Origin of the sequence: Mesorhizobium sp. YM1C-6-2 (assembly GCF_003666685.1) — a bacterium.
Taxonomy (GTDB): domain Bacteria; phylum Pseudomonadota; class Alphaproteobacteria; order Rhizobiales; family Rhizobiaceae; genus Mesorhizobium_K.
On record NZ_RCIZ01000003.1, the window covers coordinates 124,454 to 142,138 of the forward strand.

The window sequence follows — 17,685 nt, forward strand, 5'->3', positions numbered from 1 at the left end:
TTTCCGCTGTCCGCTCCCGAGCGTCTGTCCGTGAGAACGGTGCAGGCGCTGGTCCGGCGCATATAAAGGTTGCCTTCCCCGACCGCTGGGGTTGGTGAGACGCATATAGAGAAGTTCCTGGAATAGTTCTAGACACGGAATCGCCATTTTTATTGCGCTGCAGCGGCGGCGACGACCGGATCGAAGGGGAGAGCATGCGGCTGATCGCCGAGGACCTGAGCGGCGAGCGCGGCGGCCAGCCGGTGTTCGCCGGCATCGACTTCTCGCTCGCCGAGGGCGACGCGCTGATCGTCACCGGGCCGAACGGATCGGGCAAGTCGACGCTGCTCAGGGTGGTTGCGGGGCTGCTGCCGGCAACCGGCGGCGGCGTGCGGCTGGAGGGCGGCGGCGAGGCCTTCCCGACCGCCGCGTCGGCCGCGCATTATCTCGGCCATCTCAACGCCATGAAGCCGACGCTGACGGTTGCCGAAAACCTGTCCTTCTGGCGCGATTTCTGCGGCGAGCCGGAACTTTCCGTCGAGGCTGCGCTGGACACGGTCGGGCTCGACGGGATCGGGCATCTGCCCTTCGGCTACCTCTCCACCGGCCAGAAGAGGCGCGCCGCGATCGCCAGGCTACTGGTCAGCCGGCGGCCGCTCTGGCTGCTCGACGAACCGACCGCCGGGCTCGACGCGGCATCCGAACGGCGGTTTTTCGTGCTGATGGAGAAGCACCGAGCCGGCGGCGGCATGATCCTGGCGGCGACCCACCTGCCGCTCGGCATGGAGAAGGTACAGGAACTGAGGATGGGGGAGGCTGCTTGACGAGGCTGCGCTCCAGGCCCTCCCACTCCCCTCCGATCAATTTTTCGCGAAGGGGACGATAACAGTGCGCGCGCTCTTCCTGCGCGAGCTTCGCCTCGCCACCCGCGCCGGCGGCGGGGCGCTGACCGGCGTGCTGTTCTTCCTCGCCGTCGTCGCGACCATCCCTTTCGCGCTCGGCCCCGACCTCAACCTGCTCGCCCGCATCGGCCCGGCGGTGCTGTGGATCGGCGCGCTGCTCGCCTCGCTGCTCGGCCTCGACCGGCTGTTCCAGGCCGACCGCGAGGACGGGTCGCTCGACATGCTGGTGCTGTCGGCCGACCGGCACATGCTGGCGCTGACGGTGCTGGTGAAATGCCTGGCGCACTGGACGGCGAGCGTGCTGCCGTTGGTGATCGCCGCGCCCGTGCTGGGCCTGCTGCTCAACATGGAAGCGACGGCGATCGGCGCCACCGCGCTGACGCTCCTGGTCGGCACGCCGGCGATCGCCTTCGTCGGCGCGGCGGGGGCGGCGGTCGCGGTAGGCCTGCCGCGCGGCGGCGTGCTGGTGTCGGTGCTGGTGCTGCCGCTCGCCATCCCGGTGCTGATCTTCGGCGTGTCGGCGAGCTATGCCGCCGTCAATGAGCCCGACCCGTTCCTGCCGCCCTTTCTCATTCTTGCCGCACTGACCATGTTTCTCGCCGTGATCGGCCCGGTCGCCGCCGCGCTGGCGCTCAGATACGGAGCGGACTGATGTGGCCGTCACGCATCGAGAACCCGATATTCCTGCTCAATATCTACGGACATTATCCGAGCTTGGCGGATGTTGAGGTGACCTCACTGCAAATCATCCGAGATGGCCCCAGCCTCAAATTGTCCTTCATATCGAAAGTGTTGCCATATCGACCACCAACCAAATGGGAACCATTCAACGCGGTCGGCTTCGAACTGAACTTCTTCGCTCTGAAGGCAGTGAACGTCGTTCACATGGCGAGTGACGGCCTTAGCACCATAAAAATGCAGGACGGCTATGGCGCCATTTCCATGAGTTGCGAGGGTGCGCTGAAATGCTCGCTAACCTGCGGCTTCCTTTTCGTTGACAAGATTGTAGGGCTGCTTCAGTCCGATAAAGAAGACTGGTCCTAACAAGGTCTCAAACCGAGCCAATACCCGTTTGCAATGAAAACCGCTTCACGACGCACGTAATGACCGCACACGCGCTCTACGTAACAGCCGCTTACGGCATATCGGCGCTGGCGATCGCCGGGCTGATCGCCTGGGTGCTCGTCGACGGCCGGGCGCGGCGGCGCGAGATGGCGGAACTGGAAGCGAGCGGCCTGCGCCGCCGCTCCGACCGCAAGGATGTGGCGTGATGGCCGACGAAACCACCATACGCAAGCCGCGGCGCCTGCTCGTCTTCCTGCCGGTCGTGGTTTTCCTGGTGCTGGCGGGGTTGTTTCTCATCCAGCTGACCTCCGGCCGCAACATCGCCGAGATCCCGTCCGCGCTGATCGGCCAGCAAGCGCCGGCAACCAGCCTGCCGCCGCTCGAAGGGGTTTCGCTGCCCGGGCTCGACAGCAAGGATTTCGCCGGCAAGGTGACGCTGGTGAACGTCTGGGCGTCGTGGTGCGCGCCCTGCCGCGAAGAGCATCCGGTCCTGCTCGCACTCTCCGCCGACAAGCGGTTCGGCATCGCCGGGCTGAACTACAAGGACGCGCCGGAGAATGCGCGGCGCTTCATCGGCAGCCTCGGCAATCCCTATTCGGCGATCGGGGTGGACAGCGCCGGCAGGGCGGCGATCGACTGGGGCGTCTACGGCGTGCCCGAGACCTTCCTCGTCGGCAAGGACGGCAAGATCCTGCTCAAGCATGTCGGACCGCTGACCGAACAGTCGGTCACCGCCGACCTGCTCCCGGCAATAGAAAAGGCGCTGGCAGCGGAATAGCTGCAGCGCCTTTCAAATTTCTACTGACGTCCGGCAGTTCAGCCGTAGATCGACTTGCGGGCGTGGCGCAGCATGTCGCCGCGGTCGGCCCTGAGGTCGGCGAGGTCGCGCTGCGAGAGGCCGAGGATCTCGTCGGCGAGGCGGTTGTACTGCCGGCGCTTGGCGATGCGGTCCTGGGCGTAGGCGATGAAATTCTGGATCATGGCGAGGCTCCTTGCCGCTCCCCAATCGGCGGCTCTGGTTGTTCCTCCCTGACACCACGGAAGATATGCGTTCGATTGTGCGATGCAACATCTCATGTTGCATCGCAGCAATGCAGATCACGCATGGCCGGTTAACGGAGCGTTGCGGCCGCCGGCGTACCGGCGGGGAGCGCTACCACATGGATTGCCTGTAGCCGTCGTCGAGCCAGCGGTCAGTCTGTTCGGCGGTCTGGTCGAGCGCCAGCTGATCGCGCAGGATCTCGCCGAGCGTCGGCATGGAGGCCCGGTCCGGCCAGCTTTCATTCCGCCAGAGCTGCGAGCGCATGAAGGCTTTGGCGCAATGCATGTAGGCGGCGCTGACGGCGACCACGACGACGCTCAGCGGCGGCTTGCCGTCGACCGCCAGCCGTTCGCGCAACGCGGCGTCGACGGTGATCCTGGCCTCGCCGTTGACGCGCAGCGTCTCGTTCATGCCAGGGATCAGGAAGAGCAGGCCGACGGCCGGGTTGGCGACGATGTTCTCCAGCGTGTCGAGCCGGTTGTTGCCGGGCCGGTCAGGAATGGCGATGGTGCTGTCGTCGAGGATGGCGGCGAAGCCGGGCTTGTCGCCCTTGGGCGTCACGTCGGCATTGCCCTTGCCGTCCGACGAGCCGATCAGCACGAAGGGGCTCCTGGCGATGAAGGCGCGGCAATGGCCGTCGAGCTTCTTCAGTTCCTTGCGGATGGCGCCGGCGGTGGGCTCCGGCGTCTTGTAGATCCTACGCAGTTCCTCATGCGAGGCGATGAAGTCCAAGGTTCCCTCCCGCTGGAATCTCCAGGCTATTTCTTCTGCAGTTTCTCGTCGAGCGAATGGCGCATGATGAGCGGCATCTGGCTGAAGGTGAAGAGGATGGTGATCGGCATGATGCCCCAAACCTTGAAGGCCACCCAGGTATCGGTCGAGAAGGAGCGCCAGACGATCTCGTTGACGATGGCGAGGAAGAGGAAGAACAGGCCCCAGCGCAGCGTCAGCTTGCGCCAGCCCTCGGCGTCGAGGCTGAAGGCCGAATCGAAGACGTAGCCGAGCAGCGATTTTCCGAACCAGAGGCCGCCGAGCAGCACCGCCCCGAACAGCGTGTTGATGATGGTAGGCTTCATCTTGATAAAGACGTCGTCTTGCAGCCAGAGCGTCAGCCCGCCGAACACGAAGACGACGACGCCCGAGACCAGCGGCATCATCGGCAGCGTGCGGGTCAGCGACCAGGAGACTGCGAGCGCGATGGCCGTCGCGATCATGAAGAGCGCGGTGGCGATGAAGATCGGGCCGCCGAAGGCGGCGAGCGCTGGGAACCGTTCGACCAGCCACCCGCCGCGCGCATTGGCGAAGAAGAAGACGAGCAGCGGCCCGAGTTCCAGCGCCAGCTTGAGCAGCGGGTTGATCTCTTTCTTCCTGGGGTCGCTGGGATCGCGTTCGAGGATGGGTGGGTTCATGATTTCCTTCTGCGCATGGCCCTGTCCAAAAGTCTGCAACTTTTTGGGACCACGCGTCTACGCCACTCCCGCGATCGCTTTTGCGAAATCGCCCGCCGAAAAAGGTTCGAGGTCGTCGACCTGCTCGCCGACGCCGATGAAATAGACCGGCAGCTTATGCCTGGCCGCGATCGCCACAAGGATGCCGCCGCGTGCCGTGCCGTCAAGCTTGGTCATCACCAGGCCACTGACGCCGGCCACGTTGCGGAAGGTCTCGACCTGGCTCATGGCGTTCTGGCCGGTGGTGGCGTCGACGGTCTGCAGGACCGTGTGCGGGGCGTCGGGATCGTGCTTGCCGAGGACGCGCACGATCTTCTCCAGCTCCGCCATCAGCTCGACCTTGTTCTGCAGCCGGCCGGCGGTGTCGATGATCAACACGTCGGAGCCGGCTTCCTTCGCCTTCTCGTAGGCGTCGAAGGCGAGGCCGGCGGCGTCTGCTCCGAGCTTCGAGGAGACGACGGTCGAGCCGGTGCGCTCGCCCCAGATCTTGAGCTGCTCGATTGCCGCGGCGCGGAACGTATCGCCGGCGGCGAGCGTCACCTTCAGCCCGCCGGCGGTCAGCTTCGCGGCGAGCTTGCCGATGGTGGTGGTCTTGCCGGTGCCGTTGACGCCGACGACCAGCACGACATGCGGCTTCACCGAGAGGTCGAGCTCAAGCGGCTTCGCCACCGGCGTCAGCACCTTCTCGATCTCGGCGGCCATGATTGTGCGCACGTCGGCGTCCGACACGTCGCGGCCATAGCGGGCGGCCGACAGCGCGTCGGTGACGCGCAGCGCCGTCTCCATGCCGAGGTCGGCGCGGATCAGCACGTCCTCCAAGTCCTGCAGCGTCTCCTCGTCGAGACGCCTGCGGGTGAAGACGCCGGCGATGTTGCCCGTGAGTTCCCGCGAGGAGCGGGAAAGCCCCTGGCTGAGGCGCTGGAACCAGGAAAGTTTCGGCGCTTCGGCCGGGGGCGGAGCGACGGGTTCGGCCTTCTGCTCGACGGTTGTCGTGACGGTGACCGTGCCGGACGCGACAGGCTGGGCAGCCGTGGTCCCAGGAGGAATTTCCAGCGGCACCGGTTGCGCAGGCGTCGGACCGGGAATCTCGGGCGCCGGGGGCTGATATTCCGGCGGCGCTTCAGGGGGTATCTCGGCCGGCGCCGGTGTCTCGGGCTGGGTCGGGAATGGTGGCACTTCCCGCGGCCGCTCGGGCCCCGGTGACGGCGGGACGTCCGGAACCGGAGGGAGCGGCGGAGTTTCCGGTGTGGGACCCGGCGGCTGCTCTGGCGGACTTGGCGGGGTCACAGGCTGGGGAGCCGGTGGAGTCTCGGGTGGAGCCGGCGGGGTTTCAGGTGGACGCGGCGGTTCGACGGGCGTCGGCTGCTGCTCGACCTTGTCCTGGCCGAACGAGAAGACCTTTTTGAAAAATCCAAGCGCCATATGCGTCAGGCAGCCCGGTTGTGGCTGATAGCGGCGGGCACGGCAATCAGCCGCTCGCCGTCATGGCCGGTGACCTGCGCTTCGACGATCTCGCCGGGCTGGCCGGCATCGAGCGCGACAAGCGTGAAACCTTCGGTGCGGCCGAGACCCTCGCGCTCGATCAGCACCGACTGACGAGTGCCGGCGTGCGAGGCGAGATGCCTCGCATAGGCCTTTTCGCCGACGGCGCGCAGCCGCGCGGCGCGCTCTTTCACCAGCTCGCGCCTGACCTGCGGCATGCGCGCAGCGGGCGTGCCCTCGCGCGGCGAGAAGGGGAAGACGTGGAGATGGGTCAGCCCGCACTCCTCGACGATTTTCAAAGAATTCTCGAACATCTCCTCGGTCTCGGTCGGGAAGCCGGCGATGATGTCGGCGCCGAAGACGATGTCGGGACGCAGCGCCCGCACCTCGGCGCAGAAGCGGATGGAATCGTCGCGCAGATGGCGGCGCTTCATGCGCTTCAGTATCATGTCGTCGCCGGACTGTAGCGACAGATGCAGATGCGGCATCAGCCGCTTCTCGGTGGCGATTGCCTCCAGCAGCTCGGCGTCGGCCTCGATGGAATCGATAGAGGAGAGGCGAAGCCGCCTGACATCGGGAACCTGGCGCAGGATGGTCTTGACCAGCCGGCCGAGCTTCGGACTGCCCGGCAGGTCGGCGCCGTAGCTGGTGAGGTCGACGCCCGACAGCACGACCTCGGCATAACCGTTGCCGGCCAGCCGCTTCACCTGCTCGACCACCGCGCCCATCGGCACGGAGCGCGAATTGCCGCGGCCGTAGGGGATGATGCAGAAGGTGCAGCGGTGGTCGCAGCCATTCTGCACCTGCACGAAGGCGCGGGCGCGGCCCTCGATGGCGTCGACCATGTGGGATGCCGTCTCGCGTACGGAGAAGATGTCGTTGACGCGCGCCTTCTCGAAATCGTTGACGCCGAAATCGGGCAGCGCGCGGTAATTGTGGCGCTGAAGCTTTTCCTCGTTGCCGAGCACGAGATCGACCTCGCCCATCGCGGAAAAGCTCGCCGGATCGGTCTGGGCGGCGCAGCCGGTGACGATGATCCTGGCGTTGGGGTTCTCGCGGCGGGCCTTGCGGATCGACTGCTTGGCCTGGCGCACGGCTTCCGCCGTCACCGCGCAGGTGTTGAAGATCACCGCGCCGTCCTCGAGCTCGCCGAGGCCGGCGGCCGTCGCCTCGCGGCGCATGACTTCCGACTCGTAGGTGTTGAGCCGGCAGCCGAAGGTGACGACGTCGATGCCCATCAGGCGGCGCTTTCGGTGTCGCGCGCCCAGCCGCCCGTCGCCGGGTCGAAGGTGCCGGAGAATTCCCACTCGGCCGGGCCGGTCATGACGACGTGGCCGTCCTCGCGCCAGTCGATGTGGAGCGGCCCGCCGGGCACGGTCACCGTCACCGTGCGGCCGGTGCGGTTGGTGCGCGCAGCACTGACGGCGACGGCGCAGGCGGCCGAGCCGCAGGCGCGCGTCAGCCCGGCACCGCGTTCCCAGGTGCGGATGGTGATCGCTTCCGGCGAAGTGACATGGGCGATCGAGATGTTGGCGCGCTCGGGGAAGATCGGGTGGTTCTCGAGCATCGGCCCGAAACGGTCGAGCTCGTATGTCCAGACATCGTCGTCGACCCAGAAGACGGCGTGCGGGTTGCCCATGTTGGCGACCGAGGGAGAGTGCAGCACAGGCGCATCGATCGGGCCGATCTGCAGCTCGATCATGCGGGTGTCGCGGAACTCCTCGGCCAGCGGGATCTCCTGCCAGCCGAAGCGTGGCACACCCATGTCGACAGAGATCAGCCCGTCGGCATGTTCCTCGGCCGTGAGAATGCCGGCGATGGTCTCGAAGGTGAACAGCTTGCGGCCGGTCTCGGCCGACAGCGCCTGCACGACACAGCGCATGCCGTTGCCGCAGGCCTGCGCCATCGTGCCGTCGGAATTGATGATCTCGATGTAGTTCTCGGTGCCCGGCGTCCTGCTATCGTGGATCGCCATGATCTGGTCGAACTTCGTCGCCGGATCGGCGGCGAGCGCCACCGCCGCCGCCGGCGTGACGCGGTCCGCGCGGCCGCGCATGTCGGCGACGATGATGTCGTTGCCGAGCCCGTTCATCTTGGCGAAGGGGGCTGCGCTGGCCATGAGGCAAGGGTTTCCGCTGTCTTCCGGCGCTATATGGCCGAACGGACCGCAAATTACCAGTACGGTAACTGTCGGCGCAGGGCCGCCTTCAGCTTATGGCGAAGAGGCCGAGCACCACCAAAAGGAAGAGGATGAGCACGATGCCGATGAGGATGCGCGCGCCGGTGGCCGCCGCGCCCGCCAGCGCCGGCATGCCGAGCAGGCTCGCCGCCGCCGCGACGATGAGAAGGATGAGAATCCATTTGATCATCGGAATCGTGCTCCGGATTTCAGTCAGCCGGCACAACGCGCCGCGCCGTCCCGATGTTCCGCGGGGCGTGAAACTCGGGCGTTGCCGCCATATCGCGGGCCCTAGCCTCCGTGTCTTCGCGCCGGGCGTGGCGCACGGCGGCTGACGGACGGAGTCGGACGGTCACAATTGTTGAAAAAATTTCGCGACAAATCCGACCACACACCCAATTTTAACCATATGAGGCTGAAATTCGGCCACCTTCGCCGGCATGTTGGTGTGAGGAACGGTCCTGTGGCGCCGCCGGCGCCTGACGGAGGGTTGCGATGGTTGTTTCGAAGACTGGTATGATTGCGGTTTCGCTGGCAGCGCTGCTTGCCGCGGGCTGCTCGAGTACCCGCTTCTCGTCGATGAACGAGCAGCCCGCGCCGTTGCAGGCCGCCCCCTCCGGCAAAGTGACCAGCTCGACGTCCCTGCCGCCGCCGGCCGCGCCCGGCACGGCCACCGATCCGGCGAGCTTCCCGGCCGCCCCCGGCGCCTCGACGCAGATGGCCGGGGTCGATCCGGCTGCCGCCGCGCCCGACCTCACCACCGGCAACGTCGTCGGCGCCTGGAACGCGTCGGTGTCCGGCCAGAGCTGCCAGCTCATCACCTCGCTGACCAAGCTCGGTTCGAACAACCGCGCGGCGTCGCGCGGCTGCGCCACCCCCGTAAACGGGGTGAAGAGCTGGAACGTCTCCGGCAAGCAGCTCTCTCTCTACGACGAGAGCGGGTCGACGCTCGCGACGCTCTATTCATCCGGAGCGGAAAAATTCAATGGACAGACCTCGACCGGATTGCCTATCTCGCTGTCCAGGTAGACCGTTCCATCCCTTTCCGTTCCATGACCAATGCACCTGCGTGACGGCCTCCAGCCGCATTCGACCGTCGCGCAGCGCTATGCGCACCTCGCGGAGACCGGCGAGATCGCCGAGGATCCGGCGCAGCGCCCGGTTGTATCGGCCCTCGACCACCTGATCGACGAGATCAGGGCCAAGCGCCTCGCCCGCAAGTCGAGCGCGCTCGGCTGGCTGTTCGCCAAGAACCGCGCCGCGACCGAGCCCGTGACCGGCCTCTACGTCCATGGCGGCGTCGGGCGCGGCAAGACCATGCTGATGGACCTGTTCTTCGACACGGTGCCGGTGCGCCGCAAGCGGCGCGTGCATTTCAACGACTTCATGGCCGATGCGCATGACCGCATCCAGAAGCACCGGCAGGCCCGCAAGGAAGGCACGGTTCGCGAGGACGACCCGATCCCGCCCGTCGCCAGGGCGCTGGCCGAAGAGGCCTGGGTGCTCTGCTTCGACGAGTTCTCGGTCACCGACATCGCCGACGCGATGATCCTGTCGCGGCTGTTCTCGGCGCTGTTCGCCAACGGCGTGGTGCTGGTCGCCACCTCCAATCTGGCGCCTGACGATCTTTACCGCGACGGGCTGAACCGCCAGCTCTTCCTGCCTTTCGTCGCCCTCCTGAAGCGGCATGCGAGGGTGATCGCGCTCGATTCCGAGACCGACTACCGGATGGAGAAGCTGAACCGGCTCCCGGTCTACATGACGCCACTGTCGGCCGAGACGGACCGCAGGATGGACGAGGCGTGGGGCGCGGTGACGCGCGGGACGGCGAGCGCGCCGGATGCGCTGACGGTCAAGGGACGGCAGGTGGCGGTGCCGATCGCGGCGGGCGAGGCTGCCCGCTTCAGCTTCGCCGAGCTTTGCGAGAAGCCGCTCGGCGCGCGCGACTATCTGGCGATCGTCGACAGGTTCGGCACCATCTTCGTCGACCATGTGCCGGTGCTCGACCAGACGCTGCGCAATCCCGCCAAACGCTTCATCCTGCTGATCGACACATTGTACGACAAGCGTGCGCGGCTGGTGCTGAGCGCCGCGGCGCCGCCCGACCGGCTCTATGCCGGCCGCGCTGGCGTCACCGAGGCGTTCGAGTTCGACCGTACCGTCTCGCGGCTGATCGAGATGCAGAGCCGGGAGTGGCTGGACGAATGGTCCGAGAGGCGCGGCGACCCTCCGAAGGCGGCGGCCTCCGGATCCTGACCGCAGCTAGAGCGTATCCGTCTTCTCTCCGAATCGCGGAACCGCTCCATCCGTTTGTTTTTACGCAATTCCGGACGCAAAACCGCTGCGCACTTTTGCTGGAATTGCTCTACAGCCGATAGGCGTACATGACGAAGGTCCCGGTCTCGTCCAGGTGCAGATCAAGGCTTTCATACAGCCCCCGCGCCGGCAGATTGTCCGGCTCGGTGCCGACCCAGGCTTCGCCGCAGCCGAGTTCCCTGCCGATCCCGAGCATGCTTTCGACCAGCGCGCGGCCGATGCCATTGCGCTGCATGGCGGGCGTCACGCCGACCTCGTCGAGATAGAGTTCCGTCACCTTGTCGGGATGGCGATGGAGGACGGCTGCGCATTGGCCGACCACAATGCCGCCCGAAAGCGCGACCAGCATGATGTGGCCGGGTTCGGCCAGATAGGCAGCCAGCCGATCGGCGCGGACCGGCTCGTCGAACACGTCGTCGGCGAGGCGATGGAGCAATTCGGCATTGTCGGGCGAGAGCCTGACGATCTCGAAACTTGTGTCCTCCAAAGGTGAGATCATGACAACTCCGTGACTATTCTTTGACGTTTACGTAAATGCATTATTATCTAACCGATTGAAAATATTCACCCAAAAATAATCGTTTGAACTTTATCTGGCGCGAGGCTATCTCGGGGCCGCGAATTTTTCGGCATCGCTCTTTTTCTGGCCTTTCGCTCTTCCCGGGTCATTCGCCCGGTCTACGGATCAAGGGAAAAATCCTAACATGGCACGCAACAAGATAGCCCTCATCGGGTCCGGCATGATCGGCGGCACGCTCGCCCACCTCATCGGCCTCAAGGAACTCGGCGACGTCGTTCTGTTCGACATCGCCGAGGGCACGCCGCAGGGCAAGGGACTGGACATCGCTCAATCCTCGCCGGTCGAGGGTTTCGACGCGCGTTATGTCGGCGTCAACGACTATGCCGGCATCGAGGGCGCGGACGTCTGCATCGTCACCGCCGGCGTGCCGAGAAAGCCCGGCATGAGCCGCGACGACCTGATCGGCGTCAATCTCAAGGTGATGGAGCAGGTCGGCGCGGGCATCCGCAAATACGCGCCCAAGGCCTTCGTCATCTGCATCACCAACCCGCTCGACGCCATGGTCTGGGCGCTGCAGAAGTTCTCCGGCCTGCCCAAGACCCATGTGGTCGGCATGGCCGGCATCCTCGACTCGGCGCGGTTCCGCCATTTCCTGGCCGAGGAGTTCAAGGTCTCGGTCGAGGACGTCACCGCCTTCGTGCTCGGCGGCCACGGCGACACGATGGTTCCGCTGGTGCGGTATTCGACGGTTGCCGGCATCCCACTGCCCGACCTCGTCAAGATGGGCTGGACCTCCAAGGAGAAGCTCGACCAGATCGTGCAGCGCACCCGCGACGGCGGTGCCGAGATCGTCAGCCTGCTGAAGACCGGCTCGGCCTATTACGCGCCGGCGGCGTCGGGCGTCCAGATGGCCGAGGCCTACCTCAAGGACAAGAAGCGCGTCCTGCCTTGCGCGGCGCATCTGTCGGGCCAGTACGGGGTGTCGAACCTCTATGTCGGCGTGCCGACGGTGATCGGCGCCGGCGGCGTCGAGCGCGTCATCGAGATCGACCTCAACAAGGCCGAGCAGAAGATGTTCGAGAAGTCGGTCGAGGCCGTGCAGACGCTCTGCGAGACCTGCGTGAAGATCGCGCCGAACCTGGCCAAGAAGTAATCTCGCCCAGAAACAAGGACGGTCCGCGATGAACATCCATGAATATCAGGGCAAGCAACTCCTGAAGGCCTATGGCGCGCCGGTCGCCGACGGCGTGGCGCTGCTTGACGCCGGCGAGGCGGAAGCGGCGGCGAAGAAGCTGCCCGGCCCGCTCTACGTGGTGAAGAGCCAGATCCACGCCGGCGGCCGCGGCAAGGGCAAGTTCAAGGAGCTTCCCGCCGACGCCAAGGGCGGCGTCAGGCTGGCCAAGTCGGTCGAGGAAGTCGTCGCCAACGTCAAGGAGATGCTTGGGCATACGCTGGTCACCAAGCAGACCGGTCCCTCGGGCAAGCAGGTCAACCGCCTCTATATCGAGGACGGCGCCGACATCGAGCGCGAACTCTATCTCTCGATCCTGGTCGACCGCTCGGTCGGCAGGATCGCCTTCGTCGTCTCGACCGAGGGCGGCATGGACATCGAGGCGGTGGCGCATGACACGCCGGAGAAGATCGTCACCGTGGCGATCGACCCCGACAAGGGCGTGACCGCCGAGGACGTGAAGGCGCTGAACGCGGCGCTGAAGCTCGACGGCGACGCGGCCAACGACGGCGGGACGCTCTTCCCGCTGCTCTACAAGGCCTTCGTCGAGAAGGACATGAGCCTGCTCGAGGTCAACCCGCTGATCGTCATGAAGGACGGCCGGCTGCGCGTACTCGACGCGAAAGTGTCGTTCGACAACAACGCGCTCTTCCGCCACCCGGAGATCGTCGAGCTGCGCGACATCACCGAAGAGGACGAGAAGGAAATCGAGGCGTCGAAATACGACCTCGCCTATGTCGCGCTCGACGGCAATATCGGCTGCATGGTCAACGGCGCGGGCCTCGCCATGGCGACGATGGACATCATCAAGCTCTACGGCGCCGAGCCTGCCAACTTCCTCGACGTCGGCGGCGGCGCTTCCAAGGAGAAGGTGACGGCGGCGTTCAAGATCATCACCGCCGACCCGGCCGTGAAAGGCATCCTCATCAACATCTTCGGCGGCATCATGAAGTGCGACATCATCGCCGAGGGTGTGATCGCCGCGGTGAAGGAAGTCGGGCTGAAGGTGCCGCTGGTGGTCCGGCTCGAAGGCACCAATGCCGAGCTCGGCAAGAAGATCATCAACGAGAGCGGGCTGAACGTAACCTCCGCCGACGATCTCGACGATGCCGCCAAGAAGATCGTCGCGGCGGTGAAAGGGTAGGCGGTGAACGTCTTGTCGATCCCGCTGCCGCTTGTCGTTGTCGTGCCTGTTGCGATGATGCTGGCGGCTGGGTTGAGCCCAAGGCTTGGGCTGGGACGTTTTGCTGCTGTAACCGTTGTAGTGCTTTCGTTGATTGGCGCCGGCCTGATTTGGCTTTCAGGTTTAAGGGCCACTTGCGGGATCAATGAGAGTGAATGCTTGGGTGCAACAGCAACGACTTACCTCGTTGGTCTGTTTTGGCTGATGGCATTTGCAACCAGTATTATTTCAATTTCGCGCACCAAGGCCGTGGGAAATAATTCGGAGTCCGGGAACTAATGTCCATCCTCATCGACAAGAACACCAAGGTTCTCGTGCAGGGCCTGACCGGCAACACCGGCTCCTTCCACACCGAGCAGGCGCTCGCCTATCACGGCACCAAGATGGTCGGCGGCATCCATCCGAAGAAGGGCGGGACCAAGTGGGACGGCTCGGTTCCGCTGCCGATCTTCGCCACCGTTGCCGAGGGCAAGGCTGCGACCGGCGCCAACGCGTCGGTGGTCTACGTGCCGCCGGCAGGCGCTGCCGCGGCGATCATCGAGGCGATCGAGGCCGAGATTCCGCTCATCGTCTGCATCACCGAAGGCATTCCGGTGATGGACATGGTCAAGGTGAAGGCGAAGCTCGACAAGTCGAAGTCGCGGCTGATCGGGCCGAACTGCCCGGGCATCGTCACGCCGGATGAGTGCAAGATCGGCATCATGCCCGGCAACATCTTCCGCAAGGGCTCGGTCGGCGTTGTTTCCCGCTCGGGAACACTTACCTATGAGGCGGTGTTCCAGACCACCAATGAAGGGCTCGGCCAGTCCACCGCTGTCGGCATCGGTGGCGATCCGGTCAAGGGGACAGAGTTCATCGACATATTGGAGATGTTCCTGGCCGACGACGAGACGAAATCGATCATCATGATCGGCGAGATCGGCGGCTCGGCCGAGGAGGATGCGGCGCAGTTCCTGATCGACGAGGCAAAACGCGGCAGGAAGAAGCCGATGGCGGGCTTCATCGCCGGCCGTACCGCCCCTCCCGGCCGCACGATGGGCCATGCGGGCGCGGTGATCTCGGGCGGCAAGGGCGGCGCCGAGGACAAGATCGCGGCGATGGAAGCCGCGGGCATCAAGGTGTCGCCGTCGCCGGCAAGGCTGGGCAAGACCCTGGTCGAGGCGATCAAGGGTTAAGGGAGTATGGGTTTAGGGGAGTAGGTTAGTAGGGCGCCTAACGCTTTCCCCTACTTCCCTTACTCACCTACTCCCCTCGAAAAGGAGACGGAGCGCGGCGCTCCGACAGGTAAAGATGGCACGGCAAGATCAGGCCAACGACGAATTCTCTCTCACCTCCTTCCTCTACGGCGGCAACGCCGACTATCTCGAGCAGCTTCAGGCTGCCTATGAGGAAGATCCGCAGTCGGTCGATCCCGAGTGGCAGGACTTCTTCGGCGCCCTGAAGGACGACGCGATCGACGTCAGGAAGAACGCCAGGGGCGCGTCCTGGTCGAAGCCGTCCTGGCCGCTGCAGGCGAACGGCGAACTGGTCTCGGCGCTCGACGGCGACTGGGGCCTGGTCGAGAAGCACATCGAGAAGAAGGTCCGGGACAAGGCGGTCAATGGCGGAGCGGCCGCCGGCGTCGCGATCTCGGACGCCGACATACAGCAGGCGACGCGCGATTCCGTGCGCGCCATCATGATGATCCGCGCCTTCCGCATGCGCGGGCACCTGCACGCCAATCTCGATCCGCTCGGCATCGCCAAGCCGCTCGAGGATTACGACGAGCTGTCGCCCTCCTCCTACGGTTTCGTCGAGGCCGATTACGACCGCAAGATCTTCATAGACGGTGTGCTCGGGCTCGAATACGCGACCATCCGCGAGATGCTCGACATACTGACGCGGACCTATTGCTCGACGCTCGGCGTCGAGTTCATGCACATCTCCGATCCCGAGGAGAAGGCCTGGATCCAGGCCCGCATCGAGGGCACGGACAAGGAGATCACCTTCACCGCCGAAGGCAAGAAGGCGATCCTGTCGAAGCTGATCGAGGCGGAAGGCTTCGAGCAGTTCATCGACGTCAAGTACAAGGGCACCAAGCGCTTCGGTCTGGATGGCGGCGAGTCGGTCATCCCGGCGCTGGAGCAGATCATCAAGCGCGGCGGCGCGCTCGGCCTCAAGGAGGTCGTGCTCGGCATGGCCCACCGCGGCCGCCTGAACGTCCTCTCCCAGGTGATGGCCAAGCCGCACCGCGCCATCTTCCACGAGTTCAAGGGCGGCTCCTTCGCGCCCGACGACGTGGAGGGCTCGGGCGACGTGAAGTACCATCTCGGCGCCTCGTCGGACCGCGAGTTCGACGGCAACAAGGTGCACCTGTCGCTGACCGCCAACCCCTCTCATCTCGAGATCGTCGATCCGGTCGTGATGGGTAAGGCGCGCGCCAAGCAGGACCAGCTTTTTGGCCGTACCAGGGAAGAGATCGTGCCGCTCGAGGAGCGCGCCAAGGTGCTGCCGCTGCTCCTGCACGGCGACGCCGCTTTCGCCGGCCAGGGCGTGATCGCCGAAATCCTGGGCCTGTCGGGCCTGCGAGGCCACCGCGTCGCCGGCACGCTGCACTTCATCATCAACAACCAGATCGGCTTCACCACCAATCCGCGCTTCTCGCGTTCCTCGCCCTATCCGTCGGACGTCGCCAAGATGATCGAGGCGCCGATCTTCCACGTCAACGGCGACGATCCGGAAGCCGTCGTGCATGCCGCCAAGGTGGCTACTGAATTCCGCATGAAGTTCCACAAGCCGGTCGTGGTGGACATGTTCTGCTACCGCCGCTTCGGCCACAATGAGGGTGACGAGCCTGCCTTCACGCAGCCGATCATGTACCGCAAGATCCGCGGCCAGAAGACGACGGCGGCGATCTACGCCGAGAAGCTGATCGCCGAAGGGCTGGTCACGCAGGCCGACATCGACAAGATGCGGGCCGACTGGCGCGCCCGTCTCGAGACCGAATGGGAGATCGGCCAGTCCTACAAGCCCAACAAGGCCGACTGGCTGGACGGCGCTTGGACGGGGCTGAGGGCCGCCGACAACGAGGACGAGCTGCGCCGCGGCAAGACCGCCGTGCCGGTCAAGACGCTGAAGGAGATCGGCAAGAAGCTGACCGAAGTGCCGAAGGATTTCGAAATCCACCGGACCATCGGCCGCTTCCTGGACGCCCGCCGCAACATGATCGAAACCGGCGAGGGCATCGACTGGTCGACGGCCGAGGCGCTCGCCTTCGGATCCATCGTGCTCGACGGCAATCCGATCCGCCTCTCCGGCCAGGATTCGGAGCGCGGCACCTTCTCGCAGCGCCACGCCGTGCTCTACGACCAGCGCGACGAGACCCGCTACATCCCGCTGAACAACCTCTCGGCCGCCCAGGCCGGCTTCGAGGTGATCAACTCGATGCTGTCGGAAGAGGCCGTGCTCGGCTACGAATACGGCTACTCGCTGTCGGCGCCGAACGCGCTGACGCTGTGGGAGGCGCAGTTCGGCGACTTCGCCAACGGCGCGCAGGTCGTGTTCGACCAGTTCATCTCCTCGGGCGAGCGCAAGTGGCTGCGCATGTCGGGCCTCGTCTGCCTGCTGCCGCACGGCTACGAAGGGCAGGGGCCCGAGCATTCCTCGGCCAGGCTCGAGCGCTTCCTGCAGCTCTGCGCGGAAGACAACATGCAGGTGGCGAACGTCACGACGCCGGCAAACTATTTCCACATCCTGCGCCGGCAGCTGAAGCGCGACTTCCGCAAGCCGCTGATCCTGATGACGCCGAAGTCGCTGCTGCGCCACAAGCGCGCCGTGTCGAGCCTGTCGGAGATCTCGGGGGAAAGCTCCTTCCACCGGCTGCTGTGGGACGATGCGCAGCTGCTGCCGAACCAGGCGATCAAGCTGGTCAAGGATTCGAAGATCCGCCGCGTCGTGCTCTGCGCCGGCAAGGTCTACTACGACCTCTACGAGGAGCGCGAGAAGCGCGGCATCGACGACGTCTACCTCCTGCGCGTCGAGCAGCTCTATCCGTTCCCGGCCAAGGCGCTGATCACCGAGCTCAGCCGCTTCCGCAACGCGGAGATGGTGTGGTGCCAGGAAGAGCCGAAGAACATGGGCGCCTGGTCGTTCATCGACCCCTATCTCGAATGGGTGCTCGCCCATATCGACGCCAAGCACCAGCGCGTACGCTACACCGGCCGTCCGGCCGCGGCGTCGCCGGCGACCGGCCTGATGTCGAAGCACCTGGCGCAGCTCGCCGCCTTCCTCGACGACGCGCTCGGCCAATAACGAAGCCAATAACGAAGATCGTACGGTAAACACAGAACGGACAGGCAG

Annotated in this window: 20 protein-coding genes; 12 read left to right on the plus strand and 8 right to left on the minus strand. The window is 65.3% G+C overall.

Annotated elements, in window-relative coordinates; genetic code table 11:
* The first annotated feature begins 194 nt into the window (after positions 1–194).
* The 5 genes from ccmA to D8676_RS09300 all read left to right on the plus strand — a co-directional run bounded on the left by ccmA (position 195) and on the right by D8676_RS09300 (position 2,724).
* Positions 195–803, plus strand: coding sequence for a heme ABC exporter ATP-binding protein CcmA (gene ccmA, locus D8676_RS09280; RefSeq protein ID WP_121581066.1), 609 nt, complete (start codon positions 195–197; stop codon positions 801–803).
* Positions 804–867: 64 nt separating this feature from the next.
* Positions 868–1,533 carry a heme exporter protein CcmB gene (ccmB, locus tag D8676_RS09285; protein WP_121580595.1) on the plus strand — a complete coding sequence of 222 codons (666 nt, stop codon included), beginning with the start codon at positions 868–870 and terminating at the stop codon, positions 1,531–1,533.
* Positions 1,533–1,925 carry an Imm50 family immunity protein gene (locus D8676_RS09290; protein WP_121580596.1) on the plus strand — a complete coding sequence of 131 codons (393 nt, stop codon included), beginning with the start codon at positions 1,533–1,535 and terminating at the stop codon, positions 1,923–1,925. Before ccmB ends, D8676_RS09290 begins: the two co-directional genes overlap by 1 nt.
* A gap of 59 nt (positions 1,926–1,984) precedes the next feature.
* Positions 1,985–2,152, plus strand: a complete 168-nt coding sequence (gene ccmD, locus D8676_RS09295) for a heme exporter protein CcmD (protein ID WP_121580597.1) — start codon at positions 1,985–1,987, stop codon at positions 2,150–2,152.
* Entirely contained in the window at positions 2,152–2,724 is a 573-nt protein-coding gene (locus tag D8676_RS09300; RefSeq protein WP_121580598.1) for a DsbE family thiol:disulfide interchange protein, read from the plus strand. The genes ccmD and D8676_RS09300 overlap by 1 nt, the downstream gene beginning before the upstream one ends.
* Positions 2,725–2,762: 38 nt before the next feature.
* Here D8676_RS09300 and D8676_RS27265 read toward each other — a convergent pair whose 3' ends face one another.
* The 7 genes from D8676_RS27265 to D8676_RS09330 form a co-directional block, all read right to left on the minus strand.
* Positions 2,763–2,927, minus strand: coding sequence for a hypothetical protein (locus D8676_RS27265; RefSeq protein WP_183097043.1), 165 nt, complete (start codon positions 2,925–2,927; stop codon positions 2,763–2,765).
* A gap of 172 nt (positions 2,928–3,099) precedes the next feature.
* On the minus strand, positions 3,100–3,720 hold the full coding sequence (locus D8676_RS09305; protein ID WP_121580599.1) for a pyridoxamine 5'-phosphate oxidase family protein: 621 nt from the start codon (positions 3,718–3,720) through the stop codon (positions 3,100–3,102).
* Between the two features lie 26 nt (positions 3,721–3,746).
* Positions 3,747–4,397, minus strand: coding sequence for a septation protein A (locus tag D8676_RS09310; protein WP_121580600.1), 651 nt, complete (start codon positions 4,395–4,397; stop codon positions 3,747–3,749).
* Positions 4,398–4,454: 57 nt separating this feature from the next.
* Positions 4,455–5,858, minus strand: coding sequence for a signal recognition particle-docking protein FtsY (gene ftsY, locus D8676_RS09315; RefSeq protein WP_121580601.1), 1,404 nt, complete (start codon positions 5,856–5,858; stop codon positions 4,455–4,457).
* A gap of 5 nt (positions 5,859–5,863) precedes the next feature.
* Entirely contained in the window at positions 5,864–7,156 is a 1,293-nt protein-coding gene (mtaB, locus tag D8676_RS09320) for a tRNA (N(6)-L-threonylcarbamoyladenosine(37)-C(2))-methylthiotransferase MtaB (protein WP_121580602.1), read from the minus strand.
* Positions 7,156–8,037, minus strand: a complete 882-nt coding sequence (dapF, locus tag D8676_RS09325; RefSeq protein ID WP_121580603.1) for a diaminopimelate epimerase — start codon at positions 8,035–8,037, stop codon at positions 7,156–7,158. The genes mtaB and dapF overlap by 1 nt, the downstream gene beginning before the upstream one ends.
* A gap of 88 nt (positions 8,038–8,125) precedes the next feature.
* The gene (locus D8676_RS09330; RefSeq protein WP_121580604.1) at positions 8,126–8,287 is read right to left on the minus strand and encodes a DUF1328 family protein; all 162 of its coding nucleotides are present in this window, start codon (positions 8,285–8,287) and stop codon (positions 8,126–8,128) included.
* Between the two features lie 305 nt (positions 8,288–8,592).
* Between D8676_RS09330 and D8676_RS09335 the strand changes: the two genes are divergently transcribed.
* Together D8676_RS09335 and zapE are read left to right on the plus strand one after the other, a co-directional pair.
* Entirely contained in the window at positions 8,593–9,126 is a 534-nt protein-coding gene (locus tag D8676_RS09335; protein WP_121580605.1) for an AprI/Inh family metalloprotease inhibitor, read from the plus strand.
* 30 nt (positions 9,127–9,156) lie between these two features.
* On the plus strand, positions 9,157–10,353 hold the full coding sequence (gene zapE / locus D8676_RS09340) for a cell division protein ZapE (protein ID WP_121580606.1): 1,197 nt from the start codon (positions 9,157–9,159) through the stop codon (positions 10,351–10,353).
* A 109-nt stretch (positions 10,354–10,462) separates the two neighbouring features.
* Here the strand turns inward: zapE and D8676_RS09345 are convergent, their stop codons facing one another.
* Positions 10,463–10,912, minus strand: a complete 450-nt coding sequence (locus D8676_RS09345) for a GNAT family N-acetyltransferase (RefSeq protein ID WP_121580607.1) — start codon at positions 10,910–10,912, stop codon at positions 10,463–10,465.
* Between the two features lie 205 nt (positions 10,913–11,117).
* Between D8676_RS09345 and mdh the strand changes: the two genes are divergently transcribed.
* From mdh to D8676_RS09365, 5 genes are all read left to right on the plus strand, one after another.
* Positions 11,118–12,086 carry a malate dehydrogenase gene (gene mdh, locus D8676_RS09350; protein WP_121580608.1) on the plus strand — a complete coding sequence of 323 codons (969 nt, stop codon included), beginning with the start codon at positions 11,118–11,120 and terminating at the stop codon, positions 12,084–12,086.
* A 28-nt stretch (positions 12,087–12,114) separates the two neighbouring features.
* Positions 12,115–13,308 (plus strand): ADP-forming succinate--CoA ligase subunit beta, encoded by a 1,194-nt coding sequence (sucC, locus tag D8676_RS09355; protein WP_121580609.1) that lies wholly within the window; start codon positions 12,115–12,117, stop codon positions 13,306–13,308.
* Positions 13,309–13,320: 12 nt separating this feature from the next.
* Positions 13,321–13,626: a hypothetical protein gene (locus D8676_RS27005; protein WP_147448179.1), complete on the plus strand. Its 306-nt coding sequence runs from the start codon at positions 13,321–13,323 to the stop codon at positions 13,624–13,626.
* Positions 13,626–14,522, plus strand: a complete 897-nt coding sequence (gene sucD, locus D8676_RS09360) for a succinate--CoA ligase subunit alpha (RefSeq protein ID WP_121580610.1) — start codon at positions 13,626–13,628, stop codon at positions 14,520–14,522. Before D8676_RS27005 ends, sucD begins: the two co-directional genes overlap by 1 nt.
* A gap of 115 nt (positions 14,523–14,637) precedes the next feature.
* Complete coding sequence (locus D8676_RS09365) at positions 14,638–17,637, plus strand: 2-oxoglutarate dehydrogenase E1 component (protein ID WP_121580611.1); 3,000 nt, start codon at positions 14,638–14,640, stop codon at positions 17,635–17,637.
* Positions 17,638–17,685 lie beyond the last annotated feature (48 nt).

Excerpts from the sequence above, each read along its gene's own strand:
- D8676_RS09365 (WP_121580611.1), top strand. The coding sequence starts at position 14,638 with ATGGCACGGCAAGATCAGGCCAACGACGAATTCTCTCTCACCTCCTTC.
- ftsY (WP_121580601.1), bottom strand. The coding sequence starts at position 5,858 with ATGGCGCTTGGATTTTTCAAAAAGGTCTTCTCGTTCGGCCAGGACAAG.
- D8676_RS09330 (WP_121580604.1), bottom strand. The coding sequence starts at position 8,287 with ATGATCAAATGGATTCTCATCCTTCTCATCGTCGCGGCGGCGGCGAGC.
- ccmD (WP_121580597.1), top strand. The coding sequence starts at position 1,985 with ATGACCGCACACGCGCTCTACGTAACAGCCGCTTACGGCATATCGGCG.
- sucC (WP_121580609.1), top strand. The coding sequence starts at position 12,115 with ATGAACATCCATGAATATCAGGGCAAGCAACTCCTGAAGGCCTATGGC.
- zapE (WP_121580606.1), top strand. The coding sequence starts at position 9,157 with ATGCACCTGCGTGACGGCCTCCAGCCGCATTCGACCGTCGCGCAGCGC.
- dapF (WP_121580603.1), bottom strand. The coding sequence starts at position 8,037 with ATGGCCAGCGCAGCCCCCTTCGCCAAGATGAACGGGCTCGGCAACGAC.
- D8676_RS09345 (WP_121580607.1), bottom strand. The coding sequence starts at position 10,912 with ATGATCTCACCTTTGGAGGACACAAGTTTCGAGATCGTCAGGCTCTCG.
- mtaB (WP_121580602.1), bottom strand. The coding sequence starts at position 7,156 with ATGGGCATCGACGTCGTCACCTTCGGCTGCCGGCTCAACACCTACGAG.
- D8676_RS27265 (WP_183097043.1), bottom strand. The coding sequence starts at position 2,927 with ATGATCCAGAATTTCATCGCCTACGCCCAGGACCGCATCGCCAAGCGC.
- D8676_RS09310 (WP_121580600.1), bottom strand. The coding sequence starts at position 4,397 with ATGAACCCACCCATCCTCGAACGCGATCCCAGCGACCCCAGGAAGAAA.
- sucD (WP_121580610.1), top strand. The coding sequence starts at position 13,626 with ATGTCCATCCTCATCGACAAGAACACCAAGGTTCTCGTGCAGGGCCTG.
- D8676_RS09335 (WP_121580605.1), top strand. The coding sequence starts at position 8,593 with ATGGTTGTTTCGAAGACTGGTATGATTGCGGTTTCGCTGGCAGCGCTG.
- mdh (WP_121580608.1), top strand. The coding sequence starts at position 11,118 with ATGGCACGCAACAAGATAGCCCTCATCGGGTCCGGCATGATCGGCGGC.
- D8676_RS09300 (WP_121580598.1), top strand. The coding sequence starts at position 2,152 with ATGGCCGACGAAACCACCATACGCAAGCCGCGGCGCCTGCTCGTCTTC.
- ccmA (WP_121581066.1), top strand. The coding sequence starts at position 195 with ATGCGGCTGATCGCCGAGGACCTGAGCGGCGAGCGCGGCGGCCAGCCG.
- D8676_RS09290 (WP_121580596.1), top strand. The coding sequence starts at position 1,533 with ATGTGGCCGTCACGCATCGAGAACCCGATATTCCTGCTCAATATCTAC.